Source organism: Corynebacterium auris (assembly GCF_030408575.1).
In the GTDB taxonomy this organism is placed as follows: Bacteria; Actinomycetota; Actinomycetes; order Mycobacteriales; family Mycobacteriaceae; genus Corynebacterium; species Corynebacterium auris.
In genome coordinates this window covers 1,063,067-1,084,275 of the sequence record NZ_CP047047.1, presented here as the reverse complement: position 1 = coordinate 1,084,275, position 21,209 = coordinate 1,063,067, and the positions used below count along the sequence as shown (strand labels likewise).

Below are 21,209 nucleotides of genomic sequence, written 5' to 3'. Positions count from 1 at the left end.
GCCCGTCACCAAACCGTTATAATTCGCTCATGCGTAAAATCCTGGCCTCTTCTCTTGTCACCGCCCTCATTGCCTCCGGGTCGATTGCCGCCGTTGCAAAGGCCCAGGACGAGGGGAGCAGCGGATCGAGCCGGAACGAGGCTGCAAATACCGAGGCGAAGCTGAACGTGGGCACCCCCTCCCCCGGCCTGGAGCCTTTGAACCCGGACCCGGAGAATGACCCCCTCTACATCGATCCGGAGAAAAACCCCCTGCAGAAGGTCAGCAGTTCCGACCTATTCCTGGACTGGACCTCTGGCTTGCCCGAGGGCGGTGGCAAGGAATTCCTCCAAGGCTTCGCGGCCGGGTCTTCCATTCCGAACACCGCTAACCCGATCGAGCTGCTCAAGCAGGAGCTGCAGGGCAACTTGATGATGTCTTCCGGCTTTTTCACCGGCGATTTCGCGCAGAGCTCGCGCGGCTCCAGCCAGGCGCTGTCCGTCTACCTGCCGATTCTGGTGGGCACCCTCGTTATCGGTCAACTCATCGAGCTGGGTGTCAGCGCGCTGCGCCAGGCGGGTATCACGCTGCCGCTCTAAACGCGCCCGGCGGGAAAATTCACGCACTCGCGGTCCGAGGGTTTATTATGCACTAGAGCGCAAATTTTACCCCGGAAGACCTATGCACACACCATCTGTACCTTCACGCCGCGCCGCGGCACTCGCAGCCGCGACCGCGGCTACTTTAAGCCTGAGCGCGTGCGTGACCAACTACGAGGGCGGCACCCCGGAGGGGTGGCAGCCCGTCGATCAGCAGGCCGTGCCAGAGATCGCCGCCTTGGTCCCGGAGGACGTCGCGGCTGACGGGAAACTGTCCGTCGGCACGAACCCGCCCTTCGCCCCGTTCCAGTTCAAGGACTCGCAGGGCGCACTGATCGGCTTCGAGCTCGACCTCGGGCGCGCGGCCGCAGGCGTCATGGGGCTGGAGTTCGACCCGCAGGAAATGGACTTTGCCATGATTTTGCCCGCCGTGCAGGCGGGCAGCCTCGACGCGGGCATGTCGGGCTTCACCGACAACGAGGAGCGCAGGCGCAGCTTCGACTTCGTCAACTTCCTCTACGCGGGCATCCAGTGGGCCGCGCCGCCCGACACCGAAGTGGACCCGAGCCGCCCCTGCGGGCTGACGGTGTCGGTCCAACGCACCACTGTCGCGGAGACGGACGACGTGCGCCCGAAGAGCGAGGAGTGTGAGGCCAACGGGGAGGAGCCCATCACGGTGCTCGCCTTCGACACTGCGGATAACGCGGCCCTCGCCGCGCTCGTCGGCCGGTCCGACGCCGTCAGCGCCGACTCCCCCGTCACCGCCTGGGCGGTGGAACGCTCCGAGGGTGAGCTCGAGCTCGTCGGCGAGATGTTCGACGCCGCGCCCTACGGCTTCGCCGTGGTGAAGGACTCCCCGCTCGGCCCGGCCCTCGCCGCGGCCGTCCAGCACCTCATCGATACCGGTGAATACCAGCGCATCCTCGAACAGTGGAACGTGACCAGCGGTCTCCTCGAGGAAGCCCTCATCAACGAACAGCCACTGAAAGGACGGGACTAAGCAGCGATGAGCACACCTACGAATACCCCGCCGGATACACCACCCGAAACAATCAAGGCGAAACCCCTGCGCCACCCCGGCCGGTGGGTCCTCGCCGCCGTGCTGCTGGCGCTCGTGGTCTGGTTCATCATCGGCGCGGCCCGCAACCCCGCGTACGGGTGGTCCACCTACTTCGCCTACCTCTTTGACACCCGCATCGCCACCGCTGCGCTGCACACTCTGGCCATCACGCTGCTCGCCATGCTCATCGGGGTGGTCGGTGGCGTCATCCTCGCCGTCATGCGCATGAGCCCGAATCCCATCTTCGCCGGAATCGGGTGGGTCTTCCTCTGGGTCTTCCGCGGCACGCCCGTCTACGTCCAGCTCATGTTCTGGGGGCTGCTCGGGGCGATCTACGACTCCATCAACCTCGGCTTTGCCAACATCTCCCTGGAACCGTTCACCTCCTCGGCGTTCATGCTGGCTGTGGTGGGCCTGGGCCTCAACGAGGCCGCCTACATGGCGGAGATCGTCCGCTCGGGCATCTCGTCCGTGCCGGAGGGCCAGGTGGAGGCGTCGAAGGCGCTCGGCATGAGCTGGGGCCAGACGATGCGCCGGACCGTGCTGCCGCAGGCCATGCGCATCGTCATTCCTCCGACCGGCAACGAGTTCATTTCACTGCTGAAGACGTCTTCGCTGGTCGTCGCCGTGCCCTACTCGCTCGAGCTGTTCGGCCGCTCCATGGACATCGCCGCGGCACTGTTCGAGCCGGTGCCGCTGCTGCTCGTCGCCGCCACCTGGTACCTGACAATCACCTCCTTGCTCATGGTGGGCCAGCACTACCTGGAAAAGTATTTCGAGCGCGGGGCCACACGCCAGCTCACCGCCCGCCAGCTGGCTAGCCTCGCCGATGCGGAAGGCACGATCCCGGGCAACGTCGAGATTGTCGGATCCGCGGAAAGGAAGCGTCGATAAGCATGACCCCCATGATTCATGCCAAGGAGGTCTGGAAGTCCTTCGGCAACCTCAACGTGCTCAAGGGCATCAACCTTGAGGTCGCCCCCGGCGAGGTGACCTGCCTGATCGGGCCCTCCGGCTCCGGCAAGTCCACCTTCCTGCGCTGCGTCAACCACCTGGAGAAGATCACCGCGGGGCGCCTCTACGTCGACGGCGACCTCATCGGCTACCGCGAGCGCGACGGCGTGCTTTACGAGATGAGCGAAAAGGAAGCCGCGAAGCAGCGCCGCGACATCGGCATGGTGTTCCAAAACTTCAACCTCTTCGGGCACCGCACCGTGCTCGAGAACATCATCGAGGCCCCGGTGCAGGTCAAGGGCGAGCCCGTGGAGCAGGCGAAGGCCCGCGCGATGGAGCTGCTCGCGATGGTCGGCCTGGAGTCCAAGGCGAGTGCCTACCCCATTCAGCTGTCGGGCGGCCAGCAGCAGCGCGTCGCCATCGCGAGGGCCGTGGCCATGGACCCGAAGCTCATGCTTTTCGACGAACCCACCTCCGCCCTCGACCCCGAGCTCGTCGGCGAGGTCCTGCGCGTCATGCGCGACCTCGCCGCCCAAGGCATGACCATGCTGGTGGTCACCCACGAGATGGCCTTCGCCCGCGAGGTCGCCGACAAGGTCGCCTTCATGGCGGAGGGGCGCATCGTCGAGTACGGCACCCCCGACGAGGTGCTGGGTAACCCGCGCGAAGAGCGCACGAAGGCGTTTTTGTCCACCCTCTTTTAGCCGAGCAGCCCCGCCACGCCGCGCACCAGCGCGGTCGCCCCACCGAGCGTTGCCAGCCCGAGCGCAATTGCGTGGGCCTTCGAGCTGGGCACGTGCGGAGCCACCTTCACCCCGGCCGTGATCCCCAGCACCATCCCGAGCGCGCCAGCCACCCAGAGCTCCACGCCTATCGACGCCACATTCGCCGCTCCGGTCAATTCCTTGATTACAAACGACACCGCCCCTCCGACCATGAAGATCGGCTGCAGGGTGGCGGCGTACGTGCGCTGCGGCCAGCGCGCCGCCTCTGCGTAGACGGTGATCGCTGGCCCCGCTACCCCGGCGAGCGTGTTCATGAACCCGCCGATGACGCCCGAGACAGCGGCGGGGAACCGGCCCGAGACGGCCGGGGCGTGCTTCTTGCCCAGCGTGACCACGCTGAGCGCGAGAAGCAGAAGGACGCCGACCGCGACCAAAAGCCCATCCGTCGAGGAGACGGCCACGAGCACTGCCCCCGGCACCGCGCCGACGACGAGGAAGGGCGCGATGGAGGCGAACCTGCGCCAATCGACGTTCTCGCGCACCGTCAGCGTGGTCAGCCCCGCGTTAAGGGTGGCCAGCACGTTGACCAGCAGGATCCCCTCGACAGGGCCGATGAGGATGGACAGGACAGGCCCGGCGATCAGCCCCACCCCCATCCCCGAGACGCGCTGGAGCAGGGAACCTGTGAGGATGGCGAGGAAGAGCAGGACGGCGGCCGCCGTCACCGCAGCTTCTCCTTCATGGCATCCTCGACGAGCTCAGGCACGAGGCCGGTGACGTCCCCGCCGTACTTCACCACCTCCTTGCACAGCGACGAGGAGGTGTAGCCGTACTTCTCGTCGGTGAGCAGGAAGTAGGTGTCCACGCCCGTGAGACGGCGGTTCATCTGCGCCATCGGCACCTCGTACTCGTAGTCGAGCGAGGAGCGCAGGCCCTTAACCAGGGCCGTGACGTGGTGTGCGGTGGTGTAGTGCACCAACAGCCCGCCCCAGGAGTCCACGCGGATGTTGCCCACGTCCTTGGTCACCTCGCGGATCAGCCTCACGCGCTCGTCGATGGTAAACAGCCCGGAGGTCTTCGTCGGGTTCCCGGTGACCAGCACGATCACCTCCTCGAAGTGGGCGGCGGCGCGGCGGAAGATGTCGAGGTGACCGTTGGTTACCGGGTCGAAGGAACCGGGGCAGACGGCGGTGGTCATGGTTTTACTCTCCTTGCTCGTTGTCGGGCGCGGCGCTGTAGACAGCCATGTCCATCCTGGCGATGCCGTAGAGGCGCTTCTTCAGCTTCTGCGTCGTCGGCGTGAAGGACTCCGGCCAGTCCGTCTCGGGGCTTTCGCGGTGGCGTTCGACGACGACCACGGCGCCGTCGACAAGCGTGGGCTCGAGCGCGCGCAGCATCTCGGCGACGGATTCATCGGCGAGCTCGTAGGGCGGGTCCGCGAGCACCATCGAGAAGTACTCGCGCGGCGCGCGCGCCAGGTAGGTCGACGCCTTGACCGGCTCGACCCGCACGTTCGGGTGGCCCACAACACCGGCGTTGAACTCGATCACTTGGACGGCGCGGGGATCGTTTTCCACCAGCACGACCTCGGCCGCCCCGCGGGAGGCGGCCTCCAGACCCAGCGCGCCCGAACCGGCGAAAAGATCGAGCACGACCTGGTCGACGAAGCCGAAACGGACCTGCAGCGAAGAAAACAGCCCCTCCCGCGCCCTATCCGAGGTGGGGCGCGTGCCCTCCGGCGGCACCTTGATCTTGCGGCCGCGGGCCTCTCCCGAAATAATGCGGTTCATTCCCACACCTTAACTCTTCTCGAGGAACTCGAAGCGCTCCGGCACCAACGCGCCTGCGATCTTACGCGCCGCGTCGGGCCGTTCCTCCACAAAGGCCGCGGCGTCCTCGTAGGCGCGCACCACTACCGGGTAGTCCTCCACAAGGTTAATCAGGCGCAGCGTGCGCCGCGCCCCCGACTGGCTCGCCCCCAGCACGTCGCCCTCCTGGCGGTTGCGCAAGTCCAGCTCCGCAAGCGCGAAGCCGTCCGTCGTCGCGGCCACCGCGCTCACCCGCTCGAACGCGGCCGTGCCGGGCTCGGCGAGGGTGTGGAACAGGCACAAGGACGCGCTGCCGCCGCGCCCGACACGCCCGCGCAGCTGGTGCAGCTGGGACACTCCGAAGTTCTCCGCTTCGCGCACGACCATCACCGTCGCGTTGGGCACGTCCACCCCGACCTCGATCACCGTCGTGGACACGAGCACGTGGATGCCGCCGGCGGAAAAGTCGGCCATCACCGCGTCCTTTTCCTCGCTTTTCATCCGCCCGTGCACGACGCCCACCTCGAGGTCGCGGAACTCGGTGGCGGCGAGCCACTCGGCGACCTGGGTCACGCCCCCTTCGCCGTCGATGCGCGGGCAGACGATGTAGGCCTGGTGCCCGGCGGCCGCCTCCTCGCGGATCTTCTCCCACGCCCGCGCCACCCACGACGGCCGGAACTCGGGCACGACCGAGGACTGGATAGGTTTGCGCCCGCCGGGCAGCTCCTTGAGGGTGGAGACCTTCAGGTCGCCGAAAACCGTGATCGCGATAGTGCGCGGGATCGGCGTGGCGGTCATGACAAGAAGGTGCGGGGTGGACTCCCCCGCCTTCGAGCGCAGCGCGTCGCGCTGCTCCACGCCGAAGCGGTGCTGCTCATCGACGACGACGAAGCCAAGCCGGAAGAACTCAACGCCCTCCTGGATCAGGGCGTGGGTGCCCACGACAATTTCCGCCTCGCCCGACATCGCCTGGAGCAACGCCTCCTGCTTTTGCGCTGCCGGTAACGAGCCCGTGAGCAGGACCACGCGGGCGGGCACCCCGGCCCGAAGGAGCGTGTCCGTCAGCCAGCGCGCGTGCTGCATCGCCAACACCTCCGTCGGCGCCAGCAAAGCGCACTGGACCCCGTTGTCGACCGCCTGCAACATCGCGAGAAGCGCCACGATCGTCTTGCCCGAGCCGACCTCGCCCTGCAGCAGGCGACTCATCGGGCGCGAGTGCGAAAGATCGTCGCTGATCTGGCTGAGCACCTCGTTCTGCCCCGCCGTCAGCGGGAAGGGCAGGCGGCGCAGCAGCCCGTCCTGGTCGCGGCCCTGAACGCGCGGCAGCGGCACAGCCTGGTCAGCCTCCTTGTCCGCGCGGCGCACAGCCATCGCAAGGGCCACGCCCATCGCCTCGTCGTACTTGAGGCGCTCAATCGCCTCGCGCGGGCCCGCCGGGCCCGGCTCGTGCACCTCACGGATCGCGCGGTCCAGCGAAATGAGGCCGTCCGGCTGGGCACCGAGCGGTTCCTCGACCGGGCCCAGCGTGCGCAGCACGGCGTGTACCGCGCCCATGACCAGCCACGTGTTCGCCTTCGACGCCGCGGGGTAGAGCGGCAGCCACTCGCGCCCGGACAAAATCTCGCCGATGTCGCCGAAGTGCCCCAGCTGGCGCAGGGCTCCGGTGGCGTCCGAGGGGGCGTCGAGAAGCACGAAGTCCGGGTGCTGGAGCTGCGGCGCCCCCCGGAAGAAGCCGAGTTTGCCGGTGAGCATAACGCGCAGCCCCTGCTTCAGCTTCACCTTGGCGTAGTCCGAACCGAAGAAGGTGGCGGAGATGGACGAAGCCCCGTCGTTGACGGTGATCTTGTACAGCGACGGCCGCGGGCGCTTGCCCGGGGCCGGGGGCCGCGAGTTTTTCGGCTTGGACTCGTAGGCCTCCACGATCCGGCCGACCACGCTGACCGTGTCGCCCTCGACAGCGCCGTCCAAATCGAGGGAGCCGCCCGAGCCGTAGTGCAGGTAGCGGCGCGGGTAGTGGCGCAGCAGGTCCCCGCACGTGGCCAGGCCGAGGTGCTTTTCCAGCGCACGCGCCTGTTTCAGCGGGATAACCAGGTTGAGCGGGCGCGTATCGTGAAACCCCAGCACCGGCCTACTCCACCCCAATCTCCGCGAGTGAGCCCAACCCGTCGGCGGGGTACGCTAGGACGTCCACTCCGAGCTCCGCCGACAGCGGCCCGGTGTCGAAGTCGACGAACTCCTCGGGACAGTAGAGGATGGCCACCTGCTCCCCGCCGTGCTCGAGCAGGCGGCGGCACGCCGCCCCCACGGCCTCGCACGGCTCCGCCGGCGCCGGCGTGAGCTCGCCGTGAGTTACCACGACAAGCCCGCCGTCCGCCCGCTGAATCGCGGCGGTGCGCATCTCCCCCGCGGCCTCCGACATCGTGAACGCCACCGTCGACAGTGGCTGGCCCGGGTCGTGCACGGTCAGCGCGGCAATGCCGGAGACCAGCCGCACGGTCGGCAGCACCGTGACCGTCTGCTCGAACGCGCGGGCGGCCTTTTCGATCGCGCCGATCTGGCGCGAATCCAGCTGCCCGTTGGGCAGGAGGATGACCTCTGTCGCCGGCGAACGCCGCACCACGCTGAGCACCTCGGAGACGACGTCTTCGCCCGGCGCGACGGTCACCGCCCCCGCCTGCCCGTAGAGCTCGGCGAGCGAGCCGGGCGGGGTGAGCGCCACGATGAGGCGCTCGGGGTTGTCCGTCACAGGGGCGGGCGGGAGCACCTCGAGGCGTAAATCGCTGACCTCGCCCATCGCGTACGCCGTCTCGATGACGCGGCCGGCATCCGCCGAGTGGATGTGTACCTTGCCGTGCGTCTCGTGGACGCGGGCGACAACCAAGCTCGTGCCCATGCTGCTCAGCGCCGACTCCAGCTCATCGAGAGGGCCGGAAAAGAGGAACATCACCTCCAGGTCCGCGGGCTGGGAATGCGGCTCGTACGCGTCTCCGGTTTCGGCGGAAACGGCTGCCTGCCCGGTGACCTCGCCGAGCAGCTCCTCGAGCAGGATCACCAGGCCGGCTCCGCCGGCGTCGACCACGCCGGCCTCGCGCAGGGCCTCCAGTTGCGAGGGGGTTTTCGCGAGCGCCACGTGCGCCGCCGAGAGGGCGGCGGCGGCGACCTCCTCCAGCGTGGCGTCGTCCGGGGCGTCGCTTGCCGCTCCCGCCGCCGCGCGCAGCACCGTTACCACGGTGCCTTCCACCGGTTCGGAGATGGCGCGGTCAACGAACTGCACCGCCGAGTTCAGGGCTGTTGCGACGTCGCCCGCGTCGAGCGGGCCCTCGCCGACGCTCTGGGCGACGGCCCGAATGACCTGGGACAAGACTATGCCCGAGTTGCCGCGGGCACCGCGCACGCTGCCTACGGCGAGTGCCTCGGCGACCTCGCGGATCCCGGCAGAGGCGCCGCGCTTTTCCGCCTCGCTGACGGCGGCCTGCATCGTATGCGCCATGTTCGATCCCGTGTCGGAGTCGCGCACGGGGAAGACGTTGAGCTCGTTGAGCTCCCTGCGCCTGCGCTCGAGCTCCGTCGCGGATCTGCGCGCCCAGCTCAGCAGGCGGGCGCCGTCGAAGGACGTGGGCGCGGCAGCAGTCACCATGGGTTCACAGTCTACAGGGAGCTACACGCTCCACTCGACAGGCTCGGCCCCCTGCTGTTCGAGCGCGCGGTTTGCGCGCGAGAAGGGCCGAGAACCGAAGAACCCGCGGTGCGCGGACAGCGGCGAGGGGTGCGCCGATTCGATCCGGGGCGTATCGCCCAAAAAACGCGTCGCCGATTGGGCATCGCGGCCCCACAGGATGGCCACGAGCGGCGCACCGCGCTGCACCAGGGCGACGATCGCCTGCTCGGTGATGGCCTCCCAGCCCTTGCCACGGTGGGACGCGGGTGCGCCGGGGCGCACCGTGAGCACGCGGTTGAGCAGGAGGATGCCCTGTTTTGACCAGGCGCTGAGGTCGCCGTCGTGGCGCGGTGCGAGCCCGAGGTCATCCCCCAGCTCCCGGTAGATGTTGACCAGCGAACGCGGCGGCGCCACCCCAGGGCGCGTCGAAAACGCCAACCCCATGGGGTGCCCCGGCGTGGGGTACGGGTCCTGGCCGAGGATGAGCACGCGGACCTTCTCGAAGGGGTCGTGGAAGGCGCGCAGGATCTCCGCGCCGCGGGGCAGGTACGCTCCTTCGGCGCGCAAAAAGTTGCCCATCTCGTGGATCTGCTCCTCCACCGGGGCGAGCGGCTCGCGCCAGGACTCGTGAACGGGCAGCGCCATCAGAAGCTCCCCCATCCCGTGGTGTAAGCGGGCGCGTCGCCGTCGACGGTGACGCCCTCGCCCTTGCGCACGGTGCCGATCACGCGGAAGCCCACCGGCGGGTCGCCGTCGATGGTTCCGATCAGCGTGTGGTCCTCTCCCCCGCACAGCACCCAGCGCCACGGGTCCACCCCGAGCAGTTCGCCGGCCCGGACGAGGAGGTCGTCCGGCGCGACTGCTGCCCCGTCGAGGTCCACGGCCACCCGGGAGCGCTGCGCGATCAGTCCTACGTCGCGGACCAGACCGTCTGAGTTGTCCGTCATGGCGGTCGCTCCGGCGGAACGCGCGACGACCCCGCGGCCCGGAGTGAGCTCGGGCGCCTGGTGGGCCAGAACGAGGGGTTCGAGTTCGGGCCGGATCGCGCTACCTGAGCGCAGAAGGTCGAGGCCCGCTGCCGAGTAGCCGATGCGGCCGTGCGCCACCACGCGCTGGCCGGGGCGCGCCCGGTTGAGCTCTAAGGGCCCAAGGTTGCCGCCGAGCGAGCCGATGGCGGACAGGGACACGACCAGGCTGTCGCCGGCGGTGACGTCGCCGCCGACCAGTTCGGTGGAGTATTCCTCCATCTTCGAGTGGATCCCCTGGGCCAGCTGTTCGACCACGGCAAGCGGCAGGCTGTCCGGCGCGGAGATGGCCAGAAGCGCCGCGATGGGGCGTGCCCCCATGGCCTCGATGTCGGCGAAGTTTTGCACCACGGCCTTACGCCCAAGGAGGTAGGCGGTGGTGTATTCGGGCAGGAAGTGGCGGCCCTCGACGAGCATGTCAGTGGTGGCCACCACGCGCGAGTTCGGCGCCGCCGGGGTGAGCACCGCGGCGTCGTCGCCGTTGATCGTCGACGGGGCCGAGTCCACGATCGCGCGGATGACCTGCTCCTCGCCGACGTCGCCGAGGGTCGGGCCGGCGGCGGGGAAACCTGTGCGAATCACGAGGGAAAACGCCCTTTCAGTAGAGTAAGTCGGCATGACGGGATTGAACGACAGGCCGGATTCGGCCCCGGGCAGCACGGCCGCCGCGCTCAATGCCCCCCAATTTAGCCGGGCCGTCACCTTAACCATCCTCGCCCTCGCCCTCGCCCTCGTCGTCGGCGTGCTCGTTGGCGCGAGGGTGTTCTACGACCGCCTCGCCTTCCAGCCTGTCGCCATGACGCCGCTGCCCTCGCCCCTGGCGGACTCCGAAGAGTGTTCCCGCTTCGTCGCGGCGCTGCCCGACACCCTGGACGGGCACCGGCGCGCCGAGCTCGCCGAGCCCGCGCCGGAGGGCACCGCGGCGTGGCAAGCCGCCTCCACCGACCCCACCCAGCGCATCACGCTGCGCTGCGGGGTCGACCTGCCGCAGCAGTACAACGAGTACACCCCCACCTCGGAGGCCGAGGGGGTGCGGTGGATGCGTGTCGACGACCCCACTCCCGGCTCCACCCTGAGCACGTGGTACACCGTCGACCGCGTCCCGGCGGTGGCGGTGACCTCGGAGGAAACGGGGAGCTTCCGCGCGGACCCGCCGGCCAACATCGGCGCGGACGAGCTGCCGCACGAGGACGTCCAACCCGCCCCGGCGCCGCTCTCCGGGCTGGAACCCGGCCCCGCCGAAGGCTGCGCGGCGCTCATGGCTGACCTGCCCGAACAGCTCGCGGAGGGTTTTACGCCCATCGAGGTTGCCGAGCCGGACACGGCGGCGTGGGTCGCCGAAGGCAGCGAACCGATTGTCGTGCGCTGCGGGGTCGCAGACCCGGAGAACTACGAGGCGGGGGCGCAGCTTTACCAGATCAACGACGTCACCTGGTTCGAGGACACCACTCTGGCCAACGGGACGACGTCTTCGACGTGGTTCGCGCTCGGGCGCGCGGGCAACGTCGCGGCCAGCCTGCCGCAGGCCGAGGGCAACGAAGCCGTCACCGCGCTGACGGAAGCTATCTCGCGGAACGTGCCAGAGCGGTAGCGACCATCGTGTCCAGGAGCTCACCGTAGGTCAGGCCCGAGGCCTGCCACATCTGCGGGTACATCGAGATCGAGGTAAAGCCGGGCATTGTGTTGACCTCGTTGAGCACGGGGCCACGCTCGGTGAGGAAGAAATCCACCCGCGCCAGGCCGGTGCAGCTCAGCGCGTGAAAGGCGCGCACCGCCAGCTCCCGCAGCTGCTCTACCACCTCCGGAGCATAGGGCGCCGGGATGGAGGCCGTGACGTTGTCTTCGAGGTACTTCGTCTCAAAACCGTAGAAGCCTTCGCTGCTTTCCTCGGTCCCGTTCAGCCGCGCCGGCACGGAGGCGCGGACGTGCCCGTCGGGAAACTCCAGGACCCCGACCTCCACCTCGTCGCCGACCAGCTCGGCCTCCACAATGACCTTCCCGTCCGAAGCGCGCGCCAGCTCCACCGCAGCGTCGAGCTCGCCCCAGTCGGTCACCTTGGACACGCCTATCGACGACCCGCCGCTCGCCGGCTTGACAAAGACCGGCAGGCCCAGGCGGTCTTTGTGGGCGTCGTCAAGCGATTGCCCCGGCCCGAGCACGACCTCGTCCGTGACTGCCAAGCCGGCGAGCCTGACCAGCTTCTTCGTGTACTCTTTGTCCATCGCGCACGCCGACGCGAGCACGCCCGGGCCGACGTACGGCACGCCGGAGAGCTCAAACATGCCCTGGATGGTGCCGTCCTCGCCGAACTTCCCGTGCAAAACCGGCAGCACCACGTCCACGGTCGCCAGCGTCTCGCCGCTGGCCGCGTCGCTGAACTCGCCGCGGCGTTCGGGGCTGACCGAGAGCGCGACCTCGCGCCCGCTTTTCACCTCGGGTAGCGTTTCGCCGCCGACGGGGTCGATCTCGCCGACAACCCACGCGCCCCCGCGCGTGATGCCCACGGGGAAGACCTCGTAGCGCTGCGGGTCGAGGTGCGCCATGATCGAGCCCGCCGAGATGCAGGAGATCGAGTGCTCGGTGGAGCGGCCACCGTAGATGACAGCGATGCGAATCATTGTGCCAACTCTACTGCGGCCTATTCCGATTTCTTGGAGCGGCCCATCAAAGTAGCGATGCTGTCCGCCACGGACTGCCCCTCGTGGCAGACGGAGAAGACCGTCTGCGTAATGGGCATATCCACCCCGTGCGTGCGGGCCATTTCGTGGATGCTGCGCGAGGAGATCACGCCCTCGGCGACCTGCCCCTTCGTCGATTCGGCGGCCTCGTCCACCGTCGCGCCCTCGCCGAGGGCCGCCCCGAAGGTCCTGTTGCGCGAGAGCGGCGAGGAGCACGTGGCCACGAGGTCGCCCATCCCCGCCAAGCCGGCGAAGGTGCGCGGGTCCGCGCCGAGCTCGACCCCCAGCCGCGTGATCTCCGCCAACCCGCGGGTGATCAGCGAGGCCTGGGTGTTCTGCCCCAACCCCATACCGGCCGCCATGCCGCAGGCGAGCGCGATGACGTTCTTGCACGCCCCGCCGATCTCGCAGCCGACGACGTCGGTGTTGGTGTAGGGCCGAAGATACGGCGTGGCGCACGCCGCCTGCACGAGCTTCGCGCGGTTTAAGTCGGTGCATGCGATGACGGTGGCGGCGGGCTGCTCCTGCGCGATCTCCTTTGCCAGGTTGGGCCCCGTGAGCACCGCGATGCGCTCGGGGTTGGCCCCCGTCACCTCGGCGATGATCTCGCTCATGCGCATGTACGTACCCGCCTCGATGCCCTTCGAGATCGACAGCAGCGTCGCGTCCGCTGCGATGGACGGCGCCCAGGCGGTGAGGTTGTCGCGCATGGTCTGGCTCGGCACTGCAAAGACGACGATCGCCGCGCCATCGAGGGCCTCCGCGGGCTCGGACGTCGGCGTGATTGACTCCGGCAGCGCTAAACCGGGCAGGTAGTCGGGGTTCTCGCGGGTGGTGGCGATGGCCCGCGCCAGCTCGGGGCGGCGCGCCCACAGCGCCACCGCGTTGCCCGCGTCGGCAAAGATTTTCGCCAGCGTTGTCCCCCACGACCCGGCCCCCATGACCGCTACGTTGACCATTCTTCGGCTCCTTACTCCGCCCTGTGTGTGCCCTGTACGTGCCCGCGCCGGGAACGCCGCGCGGGAAGCTGCGCGAAACAAAACAAGCTTAGACCAGTTCGCGCCCGCGCCGGAAGTGAGACAAAATGGGGCGCATGGCGAAGGACTCTCACAAGGCGGGCGGCGCCGGCGCGTCGCACCAGACCCGCAAGACCACACTCCACGAACAGGACAAGGACGACCAGGGCGAGAAGTTTCTCACCGGGCGCCACCAAGAAATCCCCCGCCACCCGGAGAAAGAGTTTCCCAAGACCACCCTCGCGGCCGGTGCCGTGCTGTGGCGCGGCCATGTTCCGCCCGAGGGCGACGACATCTCCGGCATCCAGGTCGCCTGCATCCACCGCCCGAGCTACGACGATTGGTCGCTGGCCAAGGGCAAGGTCGACCCGGGAGAGTCCCTCGTGGCCACCGCGGTGCGCGAAATCCGGGAAGAGACGGGCTACCGGGTGCGGCTGGGCAAGCTTTTGGGCAAGACCGTCTACCCGGTGAAAAACACCACGAAGGTCGTCTACTACTGGACGGGCGAGGTCACCGGCGGCGAGTTCGTCCCCAACGACGAGGTCGACGAGATCCGCTGGCTGCCGATCGAGGAGGCGAAGGAGCTTCTCACCTACGATCTCGACCGGGAGGTGCTGGAGAAGGCGGAGAAGCGCTTTCGCCTGCCCACCGACGCCCGCATCCTCTACGTGCGCCACGGCCGGGCCCACAACCGCGAGAAGTGGTCGGGCGACGACAACCTGCGCCCCCTAGACAAGAAGGGCCTGCGCCAGTCCGAGATGCTGGTGCCTGAGCTCTCCCCGTTCGCGCCCACGCGGATCTTCACGGCCGTGCCCGACCGCTGCCAAACGACCATCGCGCCGCTGGCCGACGAGCTCGGGCTCGACGTCACCGTCGACCTCCGCTTCGGCGACGACGGCTGGGCGCGCAGCCAGGTCGAGGCGCAGAAGGCGTTCATGGACGTCGTCGAGCTGGGCGGAACGAGTGTCATCTGCGCCCAAGGCACGATCATGCCGCAGATGATCGCGTGGCTTTCCGCCCGGGGGCGCCTGCCCATCGACGGCGACATCCACGTCAAGAAGGGCGGCGTGTGGGTGCTGTCCTTCCACGACGGCGAGCTGACCGGGGCGGACTACCTGCCGTCCGCCCTGCCGGTGCAGTAAAGCCGCGCTACACGCTCGGCTTGAACGCCGGGCGGGCGGCCTCGAAGGCGTCGATCGCCGCCTCTTCGCGCAGAGTCAGGCCGATGTCGTCGAGGCCCTCCATGAGCCTCCACCGCGTGTAGTCGTCGACGTCGAAAGTATAGGTAGCCTCCCCCACGGTGACGGTGCGGCTTTCCAGCGAGACGGTCACCTCGAGCCCGGGGTTCTGCTCGAGCTGCTTCCACACCAGCTCAATGTCGGCTTCGCTCATGACCCCGGCCAGCAGGCCCGCCTTGCCCGCGTTGCCGCGGAAGATGTCGGCGAAGCGGGGGCTGAACACGGCGCGAAAGCCGTAGTCGTTGAGCGCCCACACCGCGTGCTCGCGTGAGGAGCCCGTGCCGAAGTCGGGCCCGGCGAACAGCACGGAGCCGTTCTTGTAGGCGTCCTGGTTGAGCACGAAGTCGGGCTCGTTGGTGCGCCAGTTGGAAAACAGGCCGTCGTCGAAGCCCGTGCGTGAGACGCGCTTTAAGTAACGGGCCGGGATGATCTGGTCGGTATCGACGTTAGAGCGGGTCAGCGGGACCCCGACGCCGGTGTGGGTGGTGAACTTTTCCATGGCGGATCTCCTTAGGTGACGGGTCGGCGGGGCCTTAGAGGTCGGCGGGGCTGGCCAGGTGGCCGGTGACGGCGGTGGCGGCGGCGACGAGCGGCGAGACGAGGTGGGTGCGCCCGCCGGGGCCCTGGCGGCCCTCGAAGTTGCGGTTCGAGGTGGAGGCGGAGCGCTCCCCCGGAGAAAGCTGGTCGGGGTTCATGCCCAGGCACATCGAGCAGCCGGCGGTGCGCCACTCGGCGCCGAAGTCGGTGAAAATCTTGTCCAGCCCCTCCTCTTCAGCCTGCTGCTTAACCATCGTCGAGGAGGGCACGACCATCATGCGGGTGCCGTCGGCGATACGGCGGCCCTTGATCACGGCCGCGGCGGCGCGCAAGTCCTCGATGCGGGCGTTGGTGCAAGAGCCGAGGAAGACGGTGTCGATCTTGATCTCGCGCAGCGGCGTGCCGGGGCGCAGATCCATGTAGCGCAGCGCCTTTTCGGCGGCGGCCTTCGAGGTCTCGTCGGCGAAGGACTCCGGGTCCGGCACGCTCTCGCCGAGCGGTACGCCCTGGCCGGGGTTGGTTCCCCAGGTGACGAAGGGGGTCAGGGCGGAGCCGTCGATCTCGACGACGGTGTCGAACCTCGCCCCCTCGTCGGTCGGCAGCGTCTTCCAGTAGGCGACGGCCTCGTCCCAGTCCGCGCCCTTGGGCGCGTACTCGCGGCCCTCCAGGTACTCGAAGGTCTTGTGGTCGGGCGCGACCATGCCCGCTCGCGCACCTGCCTCGATGGACATGTTGCAGATGGTCATCCGCGCCTCCATCGACAGCTTCTCAATCGCCTCTCCGCGGTACTCAATGATGTGGCCCTGGCCGCCATTGGTGCCGATCTTCGCGATGATGGCCAGGATCAGGTCCTTCGCTGTGACGCCCTCGCGCAGCTCCCCGGAAACGTTGATGGCCATCGTCTTGAACGGGGCCAGCGAAAGCGTCTGGGTGGCCATGACGTGCTCCACCTCGGAGGTTCCAATGCCCATCGCGATGGACCCGAAGGCGCCATGCGTGGAGGTGTGGGAGTCGCCGCACACGATGGTCATGCCCGGCTGGGTGATGCCGAGCTGGGGACCGACGGTGTGGACGATGCCCTGTTTGACGTCCCCCATCGAGTGCAATGTAACGCCGAACTCGGCGCAGTTTTTGCGCAGCGTCTCCACCTGGGTGCGCGAAGTCGGCTCGGCGATTTCGAGCAAGTTGCCGCTGGTGATGCCGAGGGTGGGCACGTTGTGGTCCTCGGTGGCCAGGTGCTGCTCCGGGTGGCGGATGGTGCGCCCGGACATGCGCAGGCCGTCGAAGGCCTGCGGCGAGGTGACCTCGTGGAGGAGCTGGAAGTCGATGTAGATCAGGTCGGGGTTGCCGTCTTCACCCGGCTTGACCACGTGGTCGCGCCATACCTTCTCGGCGAGTGTCAGGGCCTTGGCAGACATCGCTGTCCTCCTTTAGTCTTTTGGTCGCTATGTGCGGCCGCGATACGCTCGATCCGTGTCTTCACGGTCACATCTTCACGGCCACATCTTCTCAATATGCGGGATGATAACATCCATCACGTGAGACAGTATAGCGAAGACTCCGGAATCAAAGTGCTCGACCGCGCGGTCGTTATCGTCCGCTCCGTCGCCGCCGGGGATAAGACCCTGGCCGAGCTCAGCACCGACACCGGCCTGCCGCGCGCGACGACGCACCGGATCGCGACGGCCCTCGAGGTTCACCATATCCTCTCGCGCACGTCGACCGGCGCGTGGACCGTCGGCCCCGCGTTGGCGAGCTACGCCACCCGCACCCCGCCGCAACTTCTGTCCGCCGCCGGGCCGCTCATGCGCGACCTCGTCCGCGAGACGGGCGAATCCGTTCAGCTCTACCAGCTCACCGGGGACACACGCACGTGCATCGCGGCCGAGGAGCCCGCCAGCGGCCTGACCTACACGGTTCCCGTCGGCTCGCAACTCAGCCTCACCGCCGGCTCGGCCGCGCGCGTCTACGCCGCATTTTCGCTTATCGACGCCCACCCCTTCCCCTCCGACGAGCTCGCCGAAGTGCGCGACAGCTTGGTGGCCGAGTCCGTCGCCGAGCGCGAGGTGGGGCTAGCCAGCCTGTCCACCCCCGTGTTCGACTCCGAGGGCGCGGTGGTCGCGGTACTGTCCATCTCCGGCCCCGTCGAGCGCCTCAAGCCCCACCCCGCGCAGAAGTGGGGCGCGCAGCTGGTCGCCGCGGCCGATAAGCTGCGCGAGGAGCTCTAACCTGTGGCGTCGATCGCGTCGAGCGCGCCCGCCGGCCACACCACGTTGCGCGCCAGGGGGATCTGGTGGGAGGCCGACTCCAGGATGTGCATGAAGTAGCCGGCGGTGTTCGGGATGGCCACGATGTCCCCCGGTTGAACCCCGGAGGGGAAGCGCACCTTCCGGCGCAGGATCAGCTCGTCCTCGATGCAGTAGGCGCCGACGAGAAAGGCCTCCACCTCCTCTCCGGGCTCGGTGCTGCGGATCAGGATCGGGTCGACGAGATAATCGTCGGAGGTGCTGCGGCACTGCGTGCGGTTCATGTACACGCCCACCAGCGGCACGCCGTCGCTGCGTCGCTTGACGAAGGCGACCTCGGTGAGGGTCAGCCCGCAGCCGTCGAGAAGCGCGCGCCCCGGCTCGAGGTGGAGGCGTAGGCCCCGCTCGCGCAGCTGCGCGGCGATACCACCGCCGAGCACCTCGCGCAGCCACGCCCCGCGCGTAGGCGTCTGCCAGTAGGGGTAGACGGTGGAAAGCGGGTCGGCCTTCCAGGTGAAGGGTTCGGCGTAGCCGTCGCGCTGCGCCGCAATCGCCTGCTCGTAGGCGCGCCACTGCTTTTCGCTGTCGAGGTAGCTCATCGGCACGCCCCCGCCCAGGTCGATGAACTCGGGGGCGTGACCGGCCTCGCGCAGGCCGTCGACAAGCTCGACCGCCTCCCTCAGCGCGGCGCGCCGGTCAGCCGCCGCGTAGCCGTTCAAGTGCGCGTGCACCCCGGCCACGCGCACCCCCTCGCGCGGGCGTGCGCAGCAGCGCAACCAGGTGTTTTTCCTTTCCCCAAAGCGCGTAGGCGCCACCAGCGCCGGGTCGGGGGCCAGGCGCGGCGCGACGCGGACCTCACGGCCCGCGGCGATGTGCGCGATGCGCTCGTACTCCCCCACGTTGTCCACCGAGATCACCACTTCGTTGTCGATGGCAAGCCGCAAAAGAGCGTCCGGCTTCACCGCCGCGGTGAGGATGATCTCGCCGCCGCCCACCCCGCGCGCGAGCACCTGGCGCAGCTCGTTCTCGCTGGCCACGTCCACCCCGTGGCCCGCCTCCCGCACCGCGTCGACGAAGGCGAGCGCCTTGTTGGCCTTGCGGGCGTAGAAAAGCCGCAGCTGTACGCCTGCCGCCTCAGCCGCCTCGACAAGCTCGGCGGCGTTGCGCTTCAGCGGCTCGGCGTTGACCACGTTGACGGGACTGGAAAAATCCCGGATCAGCCCGCGGCACGCCTCGCCCTCCGCCACAAGCCTCTGCGCCCAGGGCTCGAGGCGCGCCTTCAGCGGGGGCATCCCGTGGACGCGCTCAGGCTCGGCGAGCGCGGCGCGGCTGACGCGGCGCGCCCACGCGGGAATGACCTCGTGGTCGCCGCGGCGCAGGGTGTCGTGGCCGAGGATCCACCCCTCGCTCATCCGGCCGGCCGCCGCAAGGTGGCGCTGCCCCACCAGCGTGCCGTCGCGCTCCACCATGATCGCGCCCGTCTCCTCGTGCACGCGGGCGAAGCCGCGGCGTACGAGCGCCTCGGCGAGGGTCCCCTCCACCGGGCCCGGAGGCGCGTTGACGGCGTCCACCACGGCGGTGGCGCCCACCTGGCGCGCCAGCGCCGCGATGTCCTCGCCGCCGCGGTCCAGAAGGTCCGTGCGAATCCGGCCTGCGTCGACCATCTCCAGCACCTGCCCGGCTGTTTCGGCGGGCGGGCCGAAAGCGACGCGCTCCAGCGTGCGCGTCAACTCACCGAAGCGCCGGCCCCCCAGCGAATCGCGCCCGCCGAAGGACGCGCGCTCGACCACCGCTTCGTAAGCGGCACGGAAGGCGTAGCCGACGGCGGCGGCGGGCGTCCACGCGCGCCGCCCCACCGCGACCTCGTAGGAGGCCCGCAGGTCCTCCACTGGGTCCGTGCCATCCCTCCCGGCGAAAACGGCGCGCACGCCCTCCTCGTCGCCCCAAGCGCCGGCGACGTCGAGGACGTGGAGGGAGAGGTCGGTGAGGGCGTCGATAAGCTGCGGAAATCCTGCCGCCTCGCGGATGGAGTCCTCGGCTGCGCGCAACGCCGGGCTCAGCTGCGCGGCCTGCTCCGGCGTGAGGTGACTCTTGACGTCCATGAAGCGCCCGCCGCGGGTGACCGGGTAGAAGGTCTCGGCCCGGCAGTATCGCACCACGTCCACGAAGGTCAAGGCCGCACCCCTGACTAGCACCGTGTCGTGCGCACCGATCTCGTCGAGGTTGCCCGGCGGGAAGGCCCGCACCACCGTTCGCACACCCTCCACGGAGCCCGGCCCGAGGGCCCCCGGCCACTCGTCGGCGTGGCCGGTAGCAAGGAGCGCCTCGTCGTAGCGCGTGCCGGCGACCTCCACGCCCTCCCCGGCTGGGGCGAGCTCCTCCACGCGCTCGTCGATGAGCCGGAGCGAGCAGCCGGCGGGGACGTGGTGCGCGAGGGCGGACCACGAGGCGGCAATGAAGCGGCCTACGACGCGCCGCGGCGGGTACTCCTCGTCGGCCCCGCGCCACTCGTTGAACCCTCCCAGGTGCGAGCGCACCGTCTTTGCGGGCACGTTAAGCACCCACTCCGCAGGCAAATCCGGCTGGTAGGAGCCGAGACCGCCCGCCGTGGCCACCGGCCCGTCGTTGTAGACGCTCAGCTCGACAGCCGCCCCGCGCTCGCGGGCCCTGCCGAAAAGTTCCTCCGCCGCCCACAGCCCGCGGGGCCCGGCCCCGATGATCGCTACCTTCACTGTGCTACCTCACGTTCCTTTCCACCCAGTCGTCGTTGTAAATCGTATCCAGGTATGCGCGCCCGTCGTCGTGGAAGATGGCGACGATTTCCGCCGCCGGGTGCGTCCGGGCGAGTGCGTCCACGGCCGCGCACACCGCGCCACCGGACGCGCCGGGAAGAAAACCCGTCAGGCGCGCCGCGCGGCGGGCAGCCGCGACGGCGTCTGCCGCCCCGACGCGCACCACCTCGTGCGGGGCGACCCGGCGCGACAGCTGCGTTTCCACCCCGGCCCCGTACCCGGGCAAGACCCGCTCCCCGCGCTGGCCGCCGAAGAGCACCGAGCCCTCCGCGTCGACCGCGATGACGCGGGTGTTAAGCGCGTGGTCGTTGACGTAGCGCAGACACCCGCCCACGGTACCCGTCGTGCTCACCGCCACAACGAGGACGTCGGGGGCGTGGCCGAGCTGCTCGACGATCTCGCGCATCGTCCCCTCCGCGTGGGCGTCAAAGGCGGCCGTATTCGAATACTGATCCAGGTTCACCGCCCCCAGCTGCTCCACCAATTCAGCGACGCGGGCGCGCCGGGCCCTCAGCCAGTCCCCCGTCGCCGGGTCGGGCGCGGTGACGGGGTGGAGTGTCGCGCCGAGCGCCTCCATATGCGCTAGCGTCGCGCGGTTCGTGCGCGGGTCGACGACGCAGTGGAAATCGAAGCGGCCTATCACAGCCTCGCGGGCGAGAGCCACGCCGAGGTTTCCCGAGCTCGACTCCACGACAACGCTGCCGGGGCCGAGCGCCCCGCGGGCGACGGCGTCGGCCACGATCGCTCGCGCCGTGCGGTCCTTGGCGCTGCCGCCCGGGTTGAAGGACTCGAGTTTTGCCCACACCCCCAGCTCGTCGAGACGGACAAGCGGGGTGTTTCCGATCGCCCCGAGCATTCCGGGTTCATGCAGAGAACTCATGCGCAACATTTTAT

General features: G+C 69.0%; 20 protein-coding genes. 7 read left to right on the top strand and 13 right to left on the bottom strand.

Going from position 1 to position 21,209, the window contains the following annotated elements; translation table 11 throughout:
- The first annotated feature begins 29 nt into the window (after positions 1 to 29).
- The 4 genes from CAURIS_RS05205 (at position 30) to CAURIS_RS05190 (ending at position 3,296) form a co-directional block, all read left to right on the top strand.
- Positions 30 to 578, top strand: a complete 549-nt coding sequence (locus CAURIS_RS05205; protein ID WP_290343148.1) for a hypothetical protein — start codon at positions 30 to 32, stop codon at positions 576 to 578.
- A gap of 82 nt (positions 579 to 660) precedes the next feature.
- Positions 661 to 1,578, top strand: coding sequence for an ABC transporter substrate-binding protein (locus CAURIS_RS05200; protein ID WP_290343147.1), 918 nt, complete (start codon positions 661 to 663; stop codon positions 1,576 to 1,578).
- A gap of 6 nt (positions 1,579 to 1,584) precedes the next feature.
- On the top strand, positions 1,585 to 2,532 hold the full coding sequence (locus CAURIS_RS05195; RefSeq protein ID WP_290343146.1) for an amino acid ABC transporter permease: 948 nt from the start codon (positions 1,585 to 1,587) through the stop codon (positions 2,530 to 2,532).
- Positions 2,533 to 2,534: 2 nt separating this feature from the next.
- Positions 2,535 to 3,296 (top strand): amino acid ABC transporter ATP-binding protein, encoded by a 762-nt coding sequence (locus tag CAURIS_RS05190; RefSeq protein WP_290343145.1) that lies wholly within the window; start codon positions 2,535 to 2,537, stop codon positions 3,294 to 3,296.
- Here the strand turns inward: CAURIS_RS05190 and CAURIS_RS05185 are convergent.
- From CAURIS_RS05185 to CAURIS_RS05155, 7 genes are read right to left on the bottom strand one after another with little or no spacing between them, the layout of a single operon-like run.
- Positions 3,293 to 4,042 carry a sulfite exporter TauE/SafE family protein gene (locus CAURIS_RS05185; protein ID WP_290343144.1) on the bottom strand — a complete coding sequence of 250 codons (750 nt, stop codon included), beginning with the start codon at positions 4,040 to 4,042 and terminating at the stop codon, positions 3,293 to 3,295. The genes CAURIS_RS05190 and CAURIS_RS05185 overlap by 4 nt on opposite strands.
- Positions 4,039 to 4,515 carry a pantetheine-phosphate adenylyltransferase gene (gene coaD, locus CAURIS_RS05180; protein ID WP_290343143.1) on the bottom strand — a complete coding sequence of 159 codons (477 nt, stop codon included), beginning with the start codon at positions 4,513 to 4,515 and terminating at the stop codon, positions 4,039 to 4,041. Before coaD ends, CAURIS_RS05185 begins: the two co-directional genes overlap by 4 nt.
- Positions 4,516 to 4,519: 4 nt before the next feature.
- A complete protein-coding gene (locus CAURIS_RS05175) occupies positions 4,520 to 5,107 on the bottom strand; it encodes an RsmD family RNA methyltransferase (protein WP_290343142.1) in 588 nt (195 codons plus the stop codon).
- A gap of 9 nt (positions 5,108 to 5,116) precedes the next feature.
- Positions 5,117 to 7,249 carry an ATP-dependent DNA helicase RecG gene (locus CAURIS_RS05170; RefSeq protein ID WP_290343141.1) on the bottom strand — a complete coding sequence of 711 codons (2,133 nt, stop codon included), beginning with the start codon at positions 7,247 to 7,249 and terminating at the stop codon, positions 5,117 to 5,119.
- A gap of 4 nt (positions 7,250 to 7,253) precedes the next feature.
- Positions 7,254 to 8,762, bottom strand: a complete 1,509-nt coding sequence (locus tag CAURIS_RS05165; protein WP_290343140.1) for a DAK2 domain-containing protein — start codon at positions 8,760 to 8,762, stop codon at positions 7,254 to 7,256.
- Between the two features lie 21 nt (positions 8,763 to 8,783).
- Positions 8,784 to 9,428 (bottom strand): uracil-DNA glycosylase, encoded by a 645-nt coding sequence (locus CAURIS_RS05160; RefSeq protein WP_290343139.1) that lies wholly within the window; start codon positions 9,426 to 9,428, stop codon positions 8,784 to 8,786.
- Positions 9,428 to 10,390 (bottom strand): thiamine-phosphate kinase, encoded by a 963-nt coding sequence (locus CAURIS_RS05155; RefSeq protein WP_290343138.1) that lies wholly within the window; start codon positions 10,388 to 10,390, stop codon positions 9,428 to 9,430. Before CAURIS_RS05155 ends, CAURIS_RS05160 begins: the two co-directional genes overlap by 1 nt.
- Before the next feature lie 34 nt (positions 10,391 to 10,424).
- Between CAURIS_RS05155 and CAURIS_RS05150 the strand changes: the two genes are divergently transcribed.
- Positions 10,425 to 11,399: a DUF3515 domain-containing protein gene (locus CAURIS_RS05150; RefSeq protein ID WP_290343137.1), complete on the top strand. Its 975-nt coding sequence runs from the start codon at positions 10,425 to 10,427 to the stop codon at positions 11,397 to 11,399.
- Here the strand turns inward: CAURIS_RS05150 and CAURIS_RS05145 are convergent.
- Positions 11,371 to 12,426, bottom strand: a complete 1,056-nt coding sequence (locus CAURIS_RS05145) for a D-alanine--D-alanine ligase family protein (RefSeq protein WP_290343136.1) — start codon at positions 12,424 to 12,426, stop codon at positions 11,371 to 11,373. The genes CAURIS_RS05150 and CAURIS_RS05145 overlap by 29 nt on opposite strands.
- Positions 12,427 to 12,446: 20 nt before the next feature.
- Positions 12,447 to 13,445, bottom strand: coding sequence for an NAD(P)H-dependent glycerol-3-phosphate dehydrogenase (locus tag CAURIS_RS05140; protein WP_290343135.1), 999 nt, complete (start codon positions 13,443 to 13,445; stop codon positions 12,447 to 12,449).
- Positions 13,446 to 13,579: 134 nt separating this feature from the next.
- Between CAURIS_RS05140 and CAURIS_RS05135 the strand changes: the two genes are divergently transcribed.
- Positions 13,580 to 14,644, top strand: coding sequence for an NUDIX hydrolase (locus CAURIS_RS05135; RefSeq protein ID WP_290343134.1), 1,065 nt, complete (start codon positions 13,580 to 13,582; stop codon positions 14,642 to 14,644).
- A 7-nt stretch (positions 14,645 to 14,651) separates the two neighbouring features.
- Here the strand turns inward: CAURIS_RS05135 and leuD are convergent, their stop codons facing one another.
- The gene (gene leuD, locus CAURIS_RS05130) at positions 14,652 to 15,239 is read right to left on the bottom strand and encodes a 3-isopropylmalate dehydratase small subunit (RefSeq protein ID WP_290343133.1); all 588 of its coding nucleotides are present in this window, start codon (positions 15,237 to 15,239) and stop codon (positions 14,652 to 14,654) included.
- A gap of 34 nt (positions 15,240 to 15,273) precedes the next feature.
- Positions 15,274 to 16,695: a 3-isopropylmalate dehydratase large subunit gene (leuC, locus tag CAURIS_RS05125; RefSeq protein ID WP_290343131.1), complete on the bottom strand. Its 1,422-nt coding sequence runs from the start codon at positions 16,693 to 16,695 to the stop codon at positions 15,274 to 15,276.
- Between the two features lie 96 nt (positions 16,696 to 16,791).
- Here leuC and CAURIS_RS05120 point away from each other — a divergent pair, with 96 nt between their 5' ends.
- On the top strand, positions 16,792 to 17,505 hold the full coding sequence (locus tag CAURIS_RS05120; protein WP_290343130.1) for an IclR family transcriptional regulator: 714 nt from the start codon (positions 16,792 to 16,794) through the stop codon (positions 17,503 to 17,505).
- Here CAURIS_RS05120 and CAURIS_RS05115 read toward each other — a convergent pair.
- Entirely contained in the window at positions 17,502 to 20,255 is a 2,754-nt protein-coding gene (locus CAURIS_RS05115; RefSeq protein WP_290343129.1) for an FAD/NAD(P)-binding protein, read from the bottom strand. The two genes, CAURIS_RS05120 and CAURIS_RS05115, sit on opposite strands and share 4 nt — an antisense overlap.
- Before the next feature lie 4 nt (positions 20,256 to 20,259).
- Positions 20,260 to 21,195 carry a pyridoxal-phosphate dependent enzyme gene (locus CAURIS_RS05110; protein ID WP_435384030.1) on the bottom strand — a complete coding sequence of 312 codons (936 nt, stop codon included), beginning with the start codon at positions 21,193 to 21,195 and terminating at the stop codon, positions 20,260 to 20,262.
- Positions 21,196 to 21,209: the final 14 nt, after the last annotated feature.

Coding starts and splice junctions, on each gene's coding strand:
- CAURIS_RS05145 (WP_290343136.1), bottom strand. CDS start 12,426: ATGATTCGCATCGCTGTCATCTACGGTGGCCGCTCCACCGAGCACTCG.
- CAURIS_RS05200 (WP_290343147.1), top strand. CDS start 661: ATGCACACACCATCTGTACCTTCACGCCGCGCCGCGGCACTCGCAGCC.
- coaD (WP_290343143.1), bottom strand. CDS start 4,515: ATGACCACCGCCGTCTGCCCCGGTTCCTTCGACCCGGTAACCAACGGT.
- leuC (WP_290343131.1), bottom strand. CDS start 16,695: ATGTCTGCCAAGGCCCTGACACTCGCCGAGAAGGTATGGCGCGACCAC.
- CAURIS_RS05120 (WP_290343130.1), top strand. CDS start 16,792: ATGCGGGATGATAACATCCATCACGTGAGACAGTATAGCGAAGACTCC.
- CAURIS_RS05175 (WP_290343142.1), bottom strand. CDS start 5,107: ATGAACCGCATTATTTCGGGAGAGGCCCGCGGCCGCAAGATCAAGGTG.
- CAURIS_RS05160 (WP_290343139.1), bottom strand. CDS start 9,428: ATGGCGCTGCCCGTTCACGAGTCCTGGCGCGAGCCGCTCGCCCCGGTG.
- CAURIS_RS05190 (WP_290343145.1), top strand. CDS start 2,535: ATGACCCCCATGATTCATGCCAAGGAGGTCTGGAAGTCCTTCGGCAAC.
- CAURIS_RS05165 (WP_290343140.1), bottom strand. CDS start 8,762: ATGGTGACTGCTGCCGCGCCCACGTCCTTCGACGGCGCCCGCCTGCTG.
- CAURIS_RS05110 (WP_435384030.1), bottom strand. CDS start 21,195: ATGAGTTCTCTGCATGAACCCGGAATGCTCGGGGCGATCGGAAACACC.
- CAURIS_RS05195 (WP_290343146.1), top strand. CDS start 1,585: ATGAGCACACCTACGAATACCCCGCCGGATACACCACCCGAAACAATC.
- CAURIS_RS05140 (WP_290343135.1), bottom strand. CDS start 13,445: ATGGTCAACGTAGCGGTCATGGGGGCCGGGTCGTGGGGGACAACGCTG.
- CAURIS_RS05205 (WP_290343148.1), top strand. CDS start 30: ATGCGTAAAATCCTGGCCTCTTCTCTTGTCACCGCCCTCATTGCCTCC.
- leuD (WP_290343133.1), bottom strand. CDS start 15,239: ATGGAAAAGTTCACCACCCACACCGGCGTCGGGGTCCCGCTGACCCGC.
- CAURIS_RS05135 (WP_290343134.1), top strand. CDS start 13,580: ATGGCGAAGGACTCTCACAAGGCGGGCGGCGCCGGCGCGTCGCACCAG.
- CAURIS_RS05150 (WP_290343137.1), top strand. CDS start 10,425: ATGACGGGATTGAACGACAGGCCGGATTCGGCCCCGGGCAGCACGGCC.